The 16,092-nt window shown below is 66.4% G+C and carries 12 protein-coding genes; 1 reads left to right on the forward strand and 11 read right to left on the reverse strand.

The features are described 5' to 3' along the window. Positions 1-58: 58 nt before the first annotated feature. Genes mdcH through mdcA form a run of 7 tightly spaced genes read right to left on the reverse strand, consistent with a single transcriptional unit; the run spans position 59 to position 6,108 of the window. Positions 59-994: a malonate decarboxylase subunit epsilon gene (mdcH, locus tag WIN67_RS28825; protein WP_110652420.1), complete on the reverse strand. Its 936-nt coding sequence runs from the start codon at positions 992-994 to the stop codon at positions 59-61. Then, positions 991-1,617 (reverse strand): malonate decarboxylase holo-ACP synthase, encoded by a 627-nt coding sequence (locus tag WIN67_RS28830; protein WP_110652467.1) that lies wholly within the window; start codon positions 1,615-1,617, stop codon positions 991-993. The genes mdcH and WIN67_RS28830 overlap by 4 nt, the downstream gene beginning before the upstream one ends. Further along, positions 1,614-2,417, reverse strand: coding sequence for a biotin-independent malonate decarboxylase subunit gamma (gene mdcE / locus WIN67_RS28835; protein ID WP_339070361.1), 804 nt, complete (start codon positions 2,415-2,417; stop codon positions 1,614-1,616). Before mdcE ends, WIN67_RS28830 begins: the two co-directional genes overlap by 4 nt. After that, on the reverse strand, positions 2,414-3,265 hold the full coding sequence (locus tag WIN67_RS28840; protein WP_339070362.1) for a biotin-independent malonate decarboxylase subunit beta: 852 nt from the start codon (positions 3,263-3,265) through the stop codon (positions 2,414-2,416). The genes mdcE and WIN67_RS28840 overlap by 4 nt, the downstream gene beginning before the upstream one ends. Continuing rightward, positions 3,258-3,557: a malonate decarboxylase subunit delta gene (locus tag WIN67_RS28845; protein ID WP_339070363.1), complete on the reverse strand. Its 300-nt coding sequence runs from the start codon at positions 3,555-3,557 to the stop codon at positions 3,258-3,260. Before WIN67_RS28845 ends, WIN67_RS28840 begins: the two co-directional genes overlap by 8 nt. Continuing rightward, positions 3,557-4,432 carry a triphosphoribosyl-dephospho-CoA synthase gene (locus WIN67_RS28850; protein WP_306382297.1) on the reverse strand — a complete coding sequence of 292 codons (876 nt, stop codon included), beginning with the start codon at positions 4,430-4,432 and terminating at the stop codon, positions 3,557-3,559. Before WIN67_RS28850 ends, WIN67_RS28845 begins: the two co-directional genes overlap by 1 nt. Then, positions 4,432-6,108, reverse strand: a complete 1,677-nt coding sequence (mdcA, locus tag WIN67_RS28855) for a malonate decarboxylase subunit alpha (protein ID WP_339070364.1) — start codon at positions 6,106-6,108, stop codon at positions 4,432-4,434. Before mdcA ends, WIN67_RS28850 begins: the two co-directional genes overlap by 1 nt. 193 nt (positions 6,109-6,301) lie before the next feature. Between mdcA and WIN67_RS28860 the strand changes: the two genes are divergently transcribed. Next, complete coding sequence (locus WIN67_RS28860; RefSeq protein WP_253084030.1) at positions 6,302-6,862, forward strand: NADAR family protein; 561 nt, start codon at positions 6,302-6,304, stop codon at positions 6,860-6,862. Positions 6,863-6,935: 73 nt separating this feature from the next. Here WIN67_RS28860 and WIN67_RS28865 read toward each other — a convergent pair whose 3' ends face one another. From WIN67_RS28865 to WIN67_RS28880, 4 genes are all read right to left on the reverse strand, one after another. Then, positions 6,936-7,385 carry a chemotaxis protein CheW gene (locus WIN67_RS28865; RefSeq protein WP_102862066.1) on the reverse strand — a complete coding sequence of 150 codons (450 nt, stop codon included), beginning with the start codon at positions 7,383-7,385 and terminating at the stop codon, positions 6,936-6,938. Continuing rightward, the gene (locus WIN67_RS28870) at positions 7,378-13,293 is read right to left on the reverse strand and encodes an Hpt domain-containing protein (protein ID WP_339070365.1); all 5,916 of its coding nucleotides are present in this window, start codon (positions 13,291-13,293) and stop codon (positions 7,378-7,380) included. Before WIN67_RS28870 ends, WIN67_RS28865 begins: the two co-directional genes overlap by 8 nt. Before the next feature lie 55 nt (positions 13,294-13,348). Beyond that, positions 13,349-15,412, reverse strand: coding sequence for a methyl-accepting chemotaxis protein (locus WIN67_RS28875; protein WP_102881160.1), 2,064 nt, complete (start codon positions 15,410-15,412; stop codon positions 13,349-13,351). A gap of 140 nt (positions 15,413-15,552) precedes the next feature. Next, a complete protein-coding gene (locus tag WIN67_RS28880) occupies positions 15,553-16,092 on the reverse strand; it encodes a chemotaxis protein CheW (protein WP_102881161.1) in 540 nt (179 codons plus the stop codon).

Raw genomic sequence — 16,092 nt, forward strand, 5'->3', positions numbered from 1 at the left:
CCTCAAAGTGCATCGTCGAAGTTGTTGTTCTTGTGCTTCGTCAGCCTGAGTCGGTGCTCTATCGGTCGCGGCTTCCCTCCTCACGCATCAGCGCCTGCAAGGTGTCCAGGCGCGCGCCGTCGAAGGCGATCACCGTCCCCTGGGCAAACACGCGGCGGGCCAACCCGGTGAGTACCGCGCCGGGCGGCAGTTCGATCTGCAGGCGCACCCCGCGCTCGTAGGCGCTTTGCACGGTGCCGCGCCAGTCCACCACCCGGCACATGTTGAACGCCAGGTCATCGCGCACCTGTTCCACCGTGCGCAACGGTCGGGCCCGGCTGCCGCTCAGATAACCCAGGGCGGGCACCTGCAAGGGCACTTCGGCAAAAGCGGCGGCCAGGATCTGGGCCGGTTGTTCCAGCAACGGGCAATGGGACGGCACGCTGACCGCCAGACGCTTGGCCACGCCGACTCCACAACCCCGGGCCAGCTCGGCCACGGCATGCATCGCCGCATCGCTGCCGGCGATCACCACTTGGCTGTCGGCGTTGATGTTGGCCAGGTACACCGGCGTTTGCGGGCTGTGGACCTGGGCCAGCAACCCCTCCACCAGCGCCAGATCCAGGCCGATCAATGCGGTCATGCCATAGCCCTGCGGATAGGCTTGCTGCATCAACTGGCCACGCAGGCTCACCAGTCGCAACGCATCGGCAAACCCCAAGGCCCCGGCCACCACCGCCGCCGGGTAGGCACCGATGGACAAGCCCGCCACATAGTCCGCCTTGACCGGCGCTTGCAGCAGGGTACGGGCACAGGCCACGCCAGCGATCAACAGGCACAACTGCACGGCCCGTGTGCTGGCCAGGGCCTGGGGCGAATCCAGGGTCAGCACATTCTCCCCCAGCACTTCGCTGGCCTCGTCCAGGCAGGCGCGGATTTCAGGGCTTGGCGGCAAACGCTGGAGCATCCCCGGCTGCTGCGCGCCCTGGCCCGGAAACACCAGCAAGCTGCTCATGCCGCCTGCTCCAGCGCGCACCAGGGGTCGCTGACCAAGCGCGCGCCCTCGGCACTTTTAAGCAGCACCCGAGGCGCCGTTCCCGCCCATTCCCGCAGGGCCAGAGCGCCGGCCGGCACCTGCAGTTGCAGATCCACCGGGCACTCGGCGCACTCCAGCAGGGCCAGCAACTCGCGGGCCTGAGTCCGGGAAAAAGGTTCCGGCGTGCGCAGGATCAGGTCCAGGTCGCTGTGCTGATGCAGCGCGGCAATCCCGCAGGCCAACTCAAAACCGGCGCTGCCGCTGACGCCCCAGACCAGGCCCAGGGCATCCAGCTCGCCGCGTAACTGCTGCAACGCCCGAAGCGCCGGCAATGAGCGCGAGCCGGACATCCGGCACAGCGCCTCGGGATGTACCCCACGCTGCACCGACTCCAACGCCAGCACAGCCGGGTAGCGCTGCTCGCGGGTGCGACCGCGCAGGCCGACAGCAATCTGCCCCGGCGCCGTCAGCGCCCGCCGCACCACCACCGGCTGCCCGGCCTCCAGCACGGCAAAGGCCCAATCCGGCGCATCGGCGGCCAACTGCGCCGGGGTCATGCCCCACAGCAAGTCGTGGGGCAGCCAGGGGCCGAGGCCGTTCACCATTGTTCCCGCAGCAATTGGCGAACCCGGCTCGACGCCGCCCGGTTCGACGCCCCCAGACGGCAGCTCAGGTCGACGCCTTTGGCCCGCACATCGGCAATCGCCGCCAACAGGCACTCCTCGACGACCGCCAGATCCTCCACTGCCGGCTGTTCAATCTGCCGCACCGATACGCTTTCCCAGAGCAGCCCGAGACTGGCGTAGCTGTCGATGTCATAGGCCATGGGCGGCACGCTGGCGGCCAGGGCTTCCAGTTCCTCGACACTGCGCAGGGTGACCCGCGCCGCCGACGCCTTGCCCATGGCATGCACCATCACCCCGGGATCGCGCAGGGCGATCAAGCGGTTGGCCTGATAACCGTGGGCCAGAAAGGCTCCGGACATGGCCTTGCCCACCAACAAGGCAATCACCGGGTGCCCGGCCAGCCGCGCCCGGGCGTAGCTGTCGGCCGCCGCCGCCAAGGCCTGATGGATGCCCAGGGCCTCTTCGCGACGGCCATAAGCCTGGCTCGGCACATCGACGATGGCGAGCAGCGTCCGCTTGTGAGGCTGGTCGCAGTCGGCATCGATCAACTCATCCACGGCCTTGGCCAGGCCCCAGCCTTCCAGCAGGCCGACCTCGCCCTGACGGGCACGGGGAAAGCGATTTTCCGGGTCGGCCACCACGGCGATAAAACGCACCGGCTGCCCCGCCAATTCACCATCGGCCACCCGCAGCGACGGCGGCAGGCCGGCCACCAGCGCGGCGCCACCACTCAAGGCGTTGAACCAGTTCAAACCCCGCAAAGAACAAGCACTCATGAGCGGTCTCCTTGATACAGATCGCGAACCGTCGCCGCATCGATTTGCGGCGTGGTGTCCAAACGGGCCAGGCGTTGCAGGTACAGATCGGCCTCGCGGCTGCGTTGCCGCTCGGGCAAGCCCAGGGCCAGCAACTCGCGGACCTGGGCCTGGATCTGCGTCACATCGTCGGCCACGTAACGGTCCACCAGGCCACTGGCGAAACGCTGCTCGCCGCCGGTCAGGCTCCAGATGAACGGCCGGTCCCGGGAGTCGTATTCCTCAAGCCCGGCTTCCTGCTCGATCACCTGCGGGCCGTTGAGCCCCAGGCGCGCTTCCTGGGTGACCACGAGATAACTGCACAGCCCGGCGGCAATCGACATGCCGCCAAAACAGCCGACACTGCCGGCCACCACGCCGACCACCGGCTGGTACTGGCGCAGGTCGACAATCGCCGCATGGATGTCGGCAATCGCCGCCAGCCCGAGGTTGGCTTCCTGCAGGCGCACGCCACCGGTTTCCAGCAGCAGCACGGCACAGGTCGGGATGCCGTTGCGGTTGTCCTCGGCAGCCAGTTCCAGGGCTCCGGCGATCTTCGCCCCGCCCACTTCACCCAGGCTGCCGCCCTGGAACGCGCCTTCGATGGCGGCAATCACCACCGGCAAACCGGCGATGCTGCCCTTGGCGATCACCACGCCGTCGTCGGCCTGGGGCACCACGCCCTGACGCGCCAGCCAGGGCGACATGACCCGCTGGAAAGGGTCCAGCAGCTCGCGAAAACTGCCGGCATCCAGCAAGGCGCGGGCCCGCTGCCGGGCGCCCAGCTCGACGAAGCTGTGCTTGTTCAATAAACGTGCGCTGTCAGTCATGGCCGATCTCCTCGAAGCCCTGTTCCAGGCGCAGGCGCACCACCCCCGGGGTGGCGCCGAAATCATGGATGTCGATCAGCAGCGCCGGCGGCAACTGGCCGTCGAACATGCGCTCGAACAGGTGCTGCCAGCGGTCGGCGCTGCCGTTTACCGAAGTCTGCACCTGGATGGTCAATGTGCCGGGCTGACCCGGCTCCAGCAGCACTTCCAGGTCGCCGGAGCCAACACAGCCCACCAGGGCGCGGCCACGACCGGGCTGGCCGGCGGGGAATTGAAAAGACAAGGTTTCCATTACAGCGCTCCCTGGATAAAGGCGTCGGCGGATTCGATCCGGTCCAACAGCAGGCTGGCCGCCAGCAAATCAGCGGCGCCGCCGGGCGAGGCATTCAAGGTCAACAGTTGCAGGTCCAGCTCATGCAAGCGACGACGACCGGCGAGGCTGGCGCTGCCACCGGCATCGAGCACCGCCTGGGCGCCCTGCTGCATGGCCTGCAAGCCTTGCTCACCGGCGCGGTACAGCACGCAGGTGTCCGCCAGACGGCTCATGATCGCCAGCAAGGCATCAAGCCGGGCGTTCTGTTCGCCATGGCCCTGGGCGCGGCTGCGCTTGAGCTGTGGCAGCCCCCATTGCAGCACCGAGGGGAAGCCTTGCTGGGCTTCTTCCCGAGCACCGCGCACGCCGTAGCGCAGCGCCACCTGGGCGCCATGACTCAAGGGCCGTGGCGCGTAACGATCCTCCAACAGGGCCAGACGCGCAGCCCGCAGCGCAACGCTGCCGGCACCTGTGGATCGAGGCTCCAGCGCAGCGGCGGCCACCAGCAGGCCCAGGGCCCAGATCGCCCCACGATGGGTATTCACCCCCGCCGTGGTGGCGAGCATGGCCTGTTCGCCTTCGCGGCCGATGCGGCCCAGGGCTTCGCGCAGAGGCAGGCCTACTTCACCGAACGCCAGCGCCGCTTCGGCCATTTCCTTGAAGGCCGGCCACAGGGCCAGGGCCGAAGCGTGCATCAAGCCCAGGTGCAGATCGGTATGGGCGCCATTGCCACGACGGTCCACCAGGGCCGGCTTGGGCGACAGGTCGGCCTCGTCGATCAGCGCGTCCACTGCCAGGTCCGCCAGGCGTTCGGCCAGACTCAGGCTGTTTGATTGCAGGTTGAGTGCGTGCATTACCAGCTCCTGAACTTGGCGGGCGGGTTGTACAAGCCACCGGACCACTGCACCAGATCGGCGACGCTTTTCGCCGCCAGCAGCTCGCGGCTGGCGTCGGTCCGGCGGATGCCCAGGTCTTCGGGCAAGGCGATCAGCCCTTCACCGCGCATGCGCGCGGTGTCCTTGGGGTTGTGGCGCAAGCCGATGGCGGTCACCCCAGCCACCGCGGCAATCATCGCCTGGCGTTCTTCCAGGGAGCGGGCCTTGTACAGGTAAGCGATGCCTTCCTCGGTGAGCAGGTGAGTGACGTCGTCGCCGTAGATCATGATCGGCGCCAGGGGCATGCCGCTCTTGCGCGCCACTTCCACGGCATCCAGGGTCTCGACGAAGGTCGGTTTGCCGCCTTCCTGGAAGGTTTCCACCATCTGCACCACCAGCTTCTTGCCGCGTTCGAGCATGGCCTGGGGTGCATCGCTTTGATCCTGGCGCATATCGAGCCAGGCCGGAGTGCCGTGGCGCCGCCCGCGCGGGTCGTGGCCCATGTTCGGTGCCCCGCCGAAACCGGCCAGACGGCCGCGGGTCACGGTGGAAGAGTGGCCGTCGCCGTCCACCTGCAAGGTGGCGCCGATAAACAGGTCCACCGCGTATTGCCCGGCCAGCTGGCAGAACATCCGGTTGGAGCGCAGCGAGCCGTCGCGGCCGGTGAAGAACACGTCCGGGCGTGCAGCGATGTAGTTCTCCATGCCCAGTTCGGTGCCGAAGCAATGCACGCTGTCCACCCAGCCGCTTTCAATGGCCGGAATCAGGGTTGGGTGGGGATTGAGGGTCCAGTTGCGACAGATCTTGCCCTTGAGCCCCAGGGACTCGCCGTAGGTCGGCAGGATCAGCTCGATGGCCGCGGTGTTGAAACCGATGCCGTGGTTCAGCGACTGGACATTGTGTTTTTCGTAGATGCCGCGGATCGCCATCATCGCCATCAGCACATGCACCGGCTTGATATGCCGTGGGTCGCGGGTGAACAGCGGCTCGATATAGAAAGGCTTGTCGGCCACCACCACGAAGTCGACCCAGGAGGCGGGGATGTCGACCCGGGGCAGCTCGCTGACATCGTCCACCAACTGGTTGACCTGGACGATGACAATGCCGTCGCTGAAGGCCGCCGGCTCGATCAGCGCCGGGGTGTCCTCGGTGCTGGGACCGGTGTAGATATTGCCGGCGCGGTCGGCCATGAAACCGGCGGACAGCACCACATTGGGGATCAGGTCCACCACCAGCCGCGCATAGAGTTCGATGTAGGTATGAATGGCGCCGATTTCCAGCAGCCCGTCTTCCAGCAACTGGCTGATGCGCAGGCTCTGGGTGCCGGCGAAGGAGAAGTCCAGCTTGCGGGCGATGCCGCGCTCGAACAGGTCCAGGTGCTCGGAACGGCCGACACTGGGCATGATCATGTGCAAGTCATGCAACTTGGCCGGGTCGGCCTTGGCCAGGGACCGCGACAGGAAGTCCGCCTGCTTCTGGTTATTGCCCTCCAGCACCACCCGGTCGCCGGGCAGGATCAGGGCTTCCAGGGCGGCGACGATCTTGTCGCTCGGCAACACCACGCCATCGGCGATGGCCCGCACCTGTTCGAGGCGCCGCTGCTTTTCGCTGCGCCGCCGCGACCAGCGTGCGTCGGGGGAAATTATTGTTGTCATGCTCACTCCACGGGTTCGCTGTCGTGGCAGTCACCATAGGAGTGAAACCTGGGGTCATCAATCAAGCCCGGCGTTGGATAGTTACGCTGAGCGTAACGATTGCCAAGCCAATGGCGCCGTTTCTCGCTCTCGGTACACAATGCCCACCGAACCGGCCAGCCAATGGCCTGAGCAGACAATAATGAGAGTCAGCATGGACACACCGATTCGCTCGAACCAGGCGTTGCTGGAACAGATCAAGCACGGCCTGAAGCCCGACTACCTGATGTTCTGGGGGCACCAGCCGACCCGGGACGGGCGCCCTTCCCCAAGTTGCTTCAGCCAGTGGTTTGCCGCCGGTTTCGAGATCGAGGGCATCCACTATCCCAGCGCCGAGCACTTCATGATGGCCGGCAAGGCCCTGCTGTTCGACGACCGGGAAACCCACGGGCGCATCCTCAAGGCCGTGACGCCCGCCGATGTGAAGCAACTGGGCCGTGAGGTTCGTGGTTTCGATGACACGCAATGGCAAGCGGCGCGCTTCGACATCGTGGTGCGGGGCAACCTGGCCAAGTTCAGCCAGCACTCGGCCCTGGGCGAGTACTTGCTGTCCACCCGGGACCAGGTGCTGGTGGAAGCCAGCCCGGTGGATCGGATCTGGGGCATTGGCCTGGCCGCCGAGGACGCCAAGGCCAGCCGGCCAGAGCAGTGGCGCGGCCTGAACCTGCTGGGCTATGCGCTGATGGAAGTGCGGGACAGGTTGCGTACTGCCTGAGGCGCTGCTTTCGCTGGCAAGCCCGCGCCTACAGGCGGTTTGGTGCAGGAGCCGGCTGGCCGGCGAAGCGGCCCTAAAGCCCCCCCACCAGCAACTCTTCCAGCGCCAGCAGATCCGGCACCTTGGCCACCAGCTCGGCCACCTGCACCGCGGCTTTTTCCAGGGGCGCCAGGGGCACGTCGACATAGCTCAGTTGGCTGTCGAGCTTGCAGGAACGGGGAATGCCCTGCACCAGCAAGGCGATGAACTTCAGTTCCGGGCGCCCGCCCAGGGCATTGAGCACCACGATGCGAGCCCGCTCGCCGATCACCGTCTTGTTGCCACAGGCCGATTCGAAACTGATCAACGGAATCCGCCGCTCGCGCCAGAGCACCTGGCCCAGGTACCAGGGTGGCGAGTCCAGGTCGAAGGCGCCCTGCTGGTAGTCGATCAACTCGGCCACCGCCACGTTCGGCAAGATCAGGGTGCGGTCGGCCAGGGGCAACAACAGCCCGGTGAGGGTGCTGGAGCGGTGATCAAGCATGGTTCTTGCTCCACAGGGCGATGCTTTCCAGCAACACCGACTCTTGATAAGGCTTGCCGAGGTAGTCGTTGACCCCAATGGCCATGGCCCGATCGCGGTGTTTCTGGCCGGTACGGGAGGTGATCATGATGATCGGCAAGTGCTGCAGACGGGGATCGTTGCGCACCTGGATCGCCACTTCGAAGCCGTCCATGCGCGGCATCTCGATATCCAGCAGCATCAGGTCCGGGGTGTGCTCGGCCAGCACGGCCATGGCATCGACTCCGTCCTTGGCGGTGAGCACGTTCATGCCGTGGCGCTCCAGCAAGCGGCTGGTGACCTTGCGCACGGTGACCGAGTCATCCACCACCAGCACCAGCATCGGCCGTGGCGGCTCCACCTCGCTGGCCGCTTCCTCCCCGGCCGGACGCGGCAGGGGCGCTTGCAACTGCTGTGCGCGGATATGCGCCAGCAGGTCGAGAATCAGCACCACCCGGCCATCGCCGAGAATGGTCGCGCCGGACAGGCCCTGCACCGCCGCGAACTGCGGGCCCAGGCTCTTGACCACGATCTCCCGGGTGCCGGCCGTGGTGTCCACCTGCACCGCGATACGCTGCTCGTTGCAGTGCACCAGCAGCACCGGCAACGGCAGCACCTGGCCCAGGAGCTTGGGCCGCGGCACGGTGTGCAGCAGCTCCCCCAGGTAGCACAGGTCATAGCGCTGGCCGGCGTATTCATAGCGCGGCGGGTCGAGTTGGTAATAGGCGTCCAGTTCACCCGGCAGCACCCGGACGATGCCTTCCACGGTGTTCAGCGGGATGGCGTACTGCTCGTCGGCGCACTGCACCATCAATGCCCGGTTGACCGAGACGGTGAATGGCAAGCGAATACGGAAATGCACCCCCTGGCCGGCAATGGAGTCGATGCTCATGCTGCCGCCCAGTTGGCGCACTTCTTCATGGACCACGTCCATGCCCACGCCGCGCCCGGAGATCTGGGTGATCTTCTCGGCGGTGGAAAAGCCCGGCTGCATGATGAACTGCAGCACCTCGCGGTCGCTGATGGGCGCCTGCGGGTCCAGCAGGCCGCGCTTGATGGCCTTGTTGCGCACCGCCTCCAGGGGCACTCCGGCACCGTCGTCGCGCATGTCGAAGATGATGTCGCCGCCCTCGCGGGACAGGTCGAGGGTGATCCGCCCCTGTCGCGGCTTGCCGGCGGCCAGCCGCGCCTCGACGGATTCCAGGCCGTGGTCCACGGCGTTGCGCAGCATGTGCTCCAGGGGCGCCACCATGCGTTCGAGCACGTTGCGGTCCATTTCCCCCTCGGCGTTGCCCACCACGAATTCCACGTCCTTGCCCAGCTCTTCGGCCACTTGGCGCACGATGCGCTTGAGCCTTGGCACCATGCGCTCGAAAGGCACCATGCGGGTGCGCATCAGGCCTTCTTGCAACTCGGTGTTGATGCGCCCCTGCTGCTGCAACAGGTTCTCGGCGTCATGGTTGCGTCGGTCGAGGGTTTCCTTGAGGTCCAGCAAGTCCGAGGCCGATTCGAACAGGGCCCGGGACAGCTGCTGCAACTGCGAGTGTCGATCCATTTCCAGGGGGTCGAACTCTTCGTAGCCCAGGCGCTCGGCCTCCACCTGCTGGCGGCTGAGAATCCGTCCCTGGGTCTCGGTGTCCAGGCGGCGCAGCTGGTCACGCATCCGCTCGATGGTGGTTTCCATCTCGCCAAGGGCCACCCGGGCATCGTTGACCTGTTGTTCGATGCGGCCACGGAAGATCGACGTCTCCCCGGCCAGGTTCACCAGGTCGTCCAGCAACTCCGCCGATACCTTGACCATGTCCCCGGCTGCCGCCGCTTCTGGAGCGGGTGCGACAGGCTCGGGCTTGCTCGCCGGTAGCGGGGTTGGCACCCCAGACGTGGACGGCACACGGGGATGGCTCAGGTCGTGGATGGCGTCGATGAGTTTCTGCGCCGCCTCGATGGGCTGGCCAGCCCGGGCTGCGTCGAGCATCTGCGCCAGACGGTCGTGACTTTTCTGCAACAGGGTGAACAGCGCCGGGCTGGGTTGCAGCAGGCCGGCGGACAGGCCTTCAAAGAGAAACTCCAGCTCGTGGGCCAGATCGCCGATGGGGGCAATTTCCACCATCCGCGCACCGCCCTTGAGGGTGTGCAGGTCCCGCAGCAGGGTTTCCACTTCCTGGCGGGCCTGGGGGTCGGCCTGCCAGCGCCCCAGGGCCGCGGCGGAGCTGTCGATGATGTCGAAGCCCTCTTCGAGGAAGATCTCCAGCAGTTCCGGGTCCTGGGCGGCACTGTCTTCCTGCGCCGCGCTCGGCACCGGTTCCGCAGGGCTTGCGGCCTGCTGCCGGTAGACACGCACGGCATCGACCTGGGCCCGGGACTCGTCCAGCGGCCGTTGCCCCTGCAATTGCTCCAGCAGCAGCGCCAACTGCTCATGGCTGCTGCGCAATAGCAGGCCCAGGTGCTGACTGTGGCTGTAGCGCCGGTCCACCAGCCCCTCGTACAGCGACTCCAGCTCATGGGCCAGTTCCGCCACCGGGGCCACTTCGGCCATGCGCGCACCGCCCTTGAGGGTATGCATGTCCCGCTGCAGGGACGACAGCGGTGCAGCATTTTCAGGATCGGCCAGCCAGCGCTGCAAGGCCTGGTCGGCGCTTTCGAGGATATCCACCGCTTCTTCGAGGAAGATCTCGACGATCTCGTCATCGGCTTGCAGAGGATCTGCAACCTGCTCCAGGCCAGCGGTGGCCGCCCCCAGTTCACTGATACTCAGGACGCGACTGCCATCGCTTCTGATCAAGCCGGTGGCGGACGGGTCGAGGCCCTGGTGCAACAGTTTGCGCAGGGCCTCGACCCGCTCCGGCCGCGGGCTGACTTCCTGGCCCGCCGCCAGCTCGTCGAGCATGTTGATCAGGGCTTCATGGGCGCTTTCGGCTTCATTGAAGAAGCCCTCGCTGACCGCCAGGCTGCTTTCCTCCACGGCGCCATAGAGATCGAGCAGGGCCTCGCACAGCTCATCCACCGGATGCAGGTCGGCCAGGTGAGCGCCTTCGCCAAGGGTGGTCAACTCGTCCAGCAAGGCGCTGAGCTCCTGGCGCTCGCCGGGATGCTGCTGCCAACGCCGCAACAGGCTTTCGGCATCCAGCAGGATGTCCATGCCCTGGGCCAGGAAGTTATTGATCAGTTGCGGATCGCGCTTGGCCCGAGGGGCACTGTCCGGGGCGTTGAGCAAGGCTTCCAGCCGCTCCCCCAGCAGCACCAGGACGCGGCCGACCAATGAGCGGGCACCATCGATGGGCGCCAGCGGATCACTGTCCAGCTGCCGCAAGCCACGGCGCAGCAGGCCTTCGGCCTCCAGCAGCAGTTCCACTTCGTCCAGGTCCAGGGGAATCAGGTGCGCCCGGTACTCCCGGGCCAATTGGTCGAAGGGCCCGGCCAGCTCGGCGATGGGCAGCACTCCGGCCATGGAGGCGCTGCCCTTGAGGGTGTGCAGGGCACGTTGCAGTGCGTCGCTGGCCTGCAACGGCACGTGCTCGGCGGCCTGATCGAGAAAACGCTGGATGCTGTCCAAGTGGGTCTGGGCTTCGGCCCGGAAGATTTCCAGCAACTGCGGGTCGAGGGCGTGGTCGTCCGGCGCCACGCTGGCGGGCTCCTCGGCGCCCTTGGCCAGGGCATGGGCACGCGCCGCCAGGCGATCGACATCATCGCGCTGACGCTGACCCTGGACGGCGAACTCGGCGATCAGCTCAGGCAACAGCTCCAGCGTGTCCTCCACCAGCTGCAGGACCTCGGGGCCGGGGGCCACGCTGTGCTCCAGCACCCGATTGAGGAGGTTCTCCACCGCCCAGGCCAACTCCCCCAGCACCAGCGCGCGCACCATGCGGCCGCTGCCCTTGAGGGTATGAAAGGCCCGGCGCAGCTCACTCAGGGCGGACGTGCCCTGGGGGTCGGCCGCCCAGCGCGGCAGGTACTCGCGAAGCATTTCCAGCACTTCCTCGGTTTCTTCGAGGAACACTTCCCGCAGTTCGTCGTCCACGGGCTCCTCGTCCCGAGGGGGCGGCAGCAGGCTGCCCGGGGTGATCAGGGCCGGCGGGTTGAGGGCCGATACCGGCACCGCCAGCGCATCCGCCAGGGACTGTGCCACCTGGGGATCATCCAGCGCCTGCAGGTCCTGCGCCACTTGGGCCTGGCTGGGACTCAGGGGCTGATCCAGCAACGGCACCTGTTCCACCGGTACATAACCGAGGGCGGCCAGGCCTTGCTCGGCAACGTCGAGGATCTTTTCGCCCGGGGCTTCATGGTCCTCGCTCAAGCGCTCCAGGTAGTACTCCAGGCTGGTGATCACGTCAGCCAGATGGTCCAGTTGCTGCCAGGCCGGCCTGGGTTGCGCCAGCAGCAGATGCTCGGCGATGAACTGGTTGCAGGCCTCCATCAGACTGGCGGCACGGGGCAGCGGAATCATCGCCAGGGCACCGCGCACCTGGGTCAGCAGCTCTGGCAGCGAAACCAGTAGCTCGCGCTCCCAGTCACCTTCGATGCACTCGATGATCAGGTCCTTGGCCTGCTGCAGGCAGAGCCGTGCCTCCCTGATCACCAGTTGGTGGATCTGGGTCAGGTCGGTGGTGGGCAGGCGGCTTTCTTCGCGACTCTCCGGCTCCACAGTGCCGACCATGCCGGCCAGGGTCGCCTCGACATACAACAGGGCACCGGCCACATCCATCAACACCGCGTCGTCCGGCGCCCGCTGGCCCTGAGCCAGACTCTGCACCACCGCCAACTGGTCGATGATCACCTTGCGCGGCTGGCCGAACCCCAGCACCGCCAGGGTGTCGGCGATCTGCCGCAGCGGCGACAGCAGACTGTCCAGGTCGCCGGCGTGCTGGCGATCGCTGCGCACGAACAGGTCGAGGCGCTCCTTGACCCGCACCAGGCCGTCGCACACGGCCGCCAGCACCGAACGCATGGCATCGCGATCGGGGCCGGCCATGCGGGCCCGCTCCTCGTCGACCACCGCGCTGTCGGGCAAGGCATCGTCCAGTCCGTAACGTTCTTTCATGGTCAGCATCAATGGAGTGGGATGGCGCGCCTTGGCGATGTAGAACAACAGGCTCTTGAGCAACTCGGCAGGCGCCGCCTGGTTGATGCCGGGCATGCCTTGCTCCAGGAGCCGCTTGAGTTCCTTGTCGGCGTCCTTGAGCAGGCTGCGCACCGCCGGGCTGTTGGCGATCTCGTTCTGGCGCATGCCTTCCACCAGGGCCGAGGCGATATGCCACAAAGGCGCCAGCGGCGCATCCTGGCACAGGGCCTCCAGGCGCTCGAAGACCTTGGCCATGTGGCCCAGGCAACTTTCGGCGTCCTGCTCACGCAGCAGGTCCACCAGCGCGGTCTGCAGCATGTGTCGCAGCTTGCGCAACTGGGTCGGGAATTCCAGGGGTTCCAGGGCCGCCAGGGCCTTGTCGGAAAGAGGCGGCAGGCTGGGCAATTGCGGGCTGAACAGGCTGGTTTCCGAAAGCAGGCTTTCACCCCGGGCGCTGCGCAGGTCGTTGAGCAGTGGCAACACCACCAACGGCAGGTCGCGCCGGGCGCTCTGCACCCGGTCCAGGTACTGGGGCAACTGGCTGATGGCCTGGCGCAGCAGGCGCAGGGCTTCGTCACGCTGGGCCACCCGCTGTTGCTGCAGGGCCAGGGCGAGTTTCTCCATCTCCTCGGCCAACAGCGCGGCGCCGTAGAACTCCACCATCTGCAGGCTGCCATGGACCTGATGAATCCCCTCCAGGCACTGGTCGAGGGCGTCCAAGGCCTGGGGATCGTCCGCCAGGTGCTCCAGTGCCTGATAGGCCTGCTTCAAGGTCTCGGCAATTTCGCCCTTGACCCATTCCAGGGCCACATAGTCATGCCGGTCAACCATAACCACTCCAGTCAAAACCTTCTGTGCTCGCCAGATCGCAAACGGGTTCCCAGCGTCAGCGGTTGTCATTCGGGGCCGGTCCCCGGGTCGCCGGCAGGGTAAAGCCGGATACAGAGCGACGCAGTTGGCTGGCCATCTTCGCCAGGTTGCCGATGCTCTCGGCGGTCGCAGTGGAGCCGGACGAGGTTTGCGAGGTGATCTGCTGGATCACGTTCATGGTCAGGGAAATCTGACCGGCCGAGGAGGTCTGTTGCTGGGCCGCATTGGAGATGCTCTGGATCAGCGCCGCCAGGGTCCTGGATACGCCCTCGATTTCTTCCAGGGCCACACCGGCGTCCTGGGCCAGGCGCGCACCGCGCACCACTTCGGTGGTGGTCTGCTCCATGGAGATCACCGCTTCGTTGGTATCGGTCTGGATCGCCCGCACCAGGGTCTCGATCTGTCGCGTGGCCGCCGAGGAGCGCTCCGCCAGCCGCTGCACTTCATCGGCCACCACGGCAAAACCGCGCCCGGCATCCCCGGCCATGGAGGCCTGGATCGCCGCGTTCAAGGCCAGGATGTTGGTCTGGTCGGCAATGTCGTCGATCAGGCTGACGATATCGCCGATTTCCTGGGAAGACTCACCCAGGCGCTTGATGCGCTTGGCGGTGTCCTGGATCTGTTCACGAATGTTGTCCATGCCGTGGATGGTGTTGTGCACCACTTCGTTGCCCTTGTTGGCGATCTCCACCGAGCGCTCGGCCACCGCCGAGGACTCCGCCGCGGTGGCCGAGACCTGATCGATGGACTGGGCGATGTCGTTGATCGCCGTGGAGGCTTCGCAAATCTGCTGCGCCTGATGCTCCGAGGCTTCCGCCAGCTGCATGGCGGTGGCCTGGGTTTCCTGCACCGCGCCGGCCACCTGACCCGCCGTGAGGTTGATGGTGGCCACCAGGTCGCGCAGTTGGTCGACGGAATAGTTGATGGAATCGGCAATGGTGCCGGTGAAGTCTTCGGTCACCGAAGCGGTCACCGTCAGGTCGCCGTCCGCCAGGTCCTCGATCTCATCCAGCAGACGCATGATCGCGTTCTGGTTGCGCTCGTTCTTCTCGGCGGTTTCCAGCAACTGGCGGTTGGTTTCGCGGACCATCACCAGGCCGATGAGGATGATCGACGCCAGTGCCAGCAGGCCCAGGACATAACCGCCGATGGTGTCCAGCTTGCGACTGCCGGCCAGGTTCTCGAAGCCGGTGGCCAGCAGCGAGGCTTCGTCCAGCAGGGTCTGGGACAGGCTGAAGATGTTGCTCGCCGATTCGCGAACCTGGAACAGCTCGGGCGAGGTTTCGAGGATCTCGTCCACGGAACCGGAAACGAACTCGAACAGTTCGGAAATCTCCGTCAGGCGGGACCGGGCGTCGAGGTCTTCGACCTGGCTGATCTTCAGCCCCGGGTTGCCTTGCAGCATGCCGTTGAGCACCTGGCCGAAACGCGCGGCATCGCGGCCGAATGCATCGGCGGCCTGCACGGCGTTTTCGTCGCCGGCCAGCACCGTATTCACCGCACCGAGAATCCGTTCGGCCAACAGCGACTGGCGCTGGGCCATGGCCACCTGGGCTGCCGGGGCGCCGCGCTGGAGCAGGATCTCCACCACCTTCTCGTATTCCACCTGCAACTGCGGCACGGTTTCCGCCAGGGTCGCGGCCACCTGGTGCAGGGACAACACCGTCTGTTCGCTGGCCAGGATCGCGTCGGTGTTCTTCAGCAGTTTTTCCCAGTCCAGCTGCACGGCGCGCATTTCCTGGCGCAGGGCCACCGGGGCCCCGGGCAGGCCGGTGGCCGGGTCGCCCTTCTTCAGATAGCCCCAGCGCTGGGCAAAGTCGTTGCGTGCATCCCCCAGCAGCTTGAACGCCGCGGCCTTGCCCGCCGCCGCTTCGGTGGCGTTCTTGGCGATGCGCTGGGACAGCACCCGCAGCTCGCCGGCATGGCCGATGTACTGCTTGTCGTAGGTGGCCTGGGTATTGAGGTAAGCGAAGTTGGCGAACAGCAGCATGATGAACACGATCAGTGCGATGAACAGCACGATGATCTGCGAGCGACTGCGGGAGCCCTCCAGGGGCTTGCCGGTTTTGGCTTTGGTCATCGATCAGGCCTGTGGCGAGCGGGCGGTCCCGCGTTCGGGTCCCCGGGACGCACGCATCGCCAGGGCAGCATGGATTGATCCAGGAAGGCACGGGCCTGCCATGGCACTGCAAACGGGCTGCACAGCCGTCGGGGCGTCATTCATGCCGCCACCTCCAGGAACCCGGGAGAACGGGCCAGGGCGAAGGGGCTGAACACCTGCCAGACCTGATCACGACGGAACTGCCCTTGCAGGTAGGGATTGATCGCGGCGTCGCAGAATCCGCCAAGGCCGGGCTCCAGGCTGTCCTGGGCAAAGTGCTGCAGGCCGGCCACCTCATCCACCAGCAGGCCGGCGAACAGCTCTTTGTACTCCACCACCAGCACTCGCCGCTGCTTGCGCAGGGGCGACAGTTCATGACCGAAAAAACCGCACAGGTCCATGATCGGCAGCAGGCGCCCACGCAGGTTGGCCACGCCCTTGACCCAGGGTTTGACCCCGGGCAGCAGGGTGTAGCGCGGCTCGTGCAGGACTTCGCTGATCTCGCCCATGGCCGCGACGTACCAGTGCTCTCCCAGGCGGAAACCGATACCGCTCCAGCTGTGCTGGCGGGTTTCCTGGGACGGCAGGTCGGCAGCCAGCAGGCGGCAGCGCTGGTCGATCTCCAGCAGCAGCTCGAAGGCGGTCTGGGATTCGCTCAT

The sequence above is a fragment of the Pseudomonas idahonensis genome (assembly GCF_037903935.1).
GTDB classification, from domain to species: Bacteria; Pseudomonadota; Gammaproteobacteria; order Pseudomonadales; family Pseudomonadaceae; genus Aquipseudomonas; species Aquipseudomonas danubii.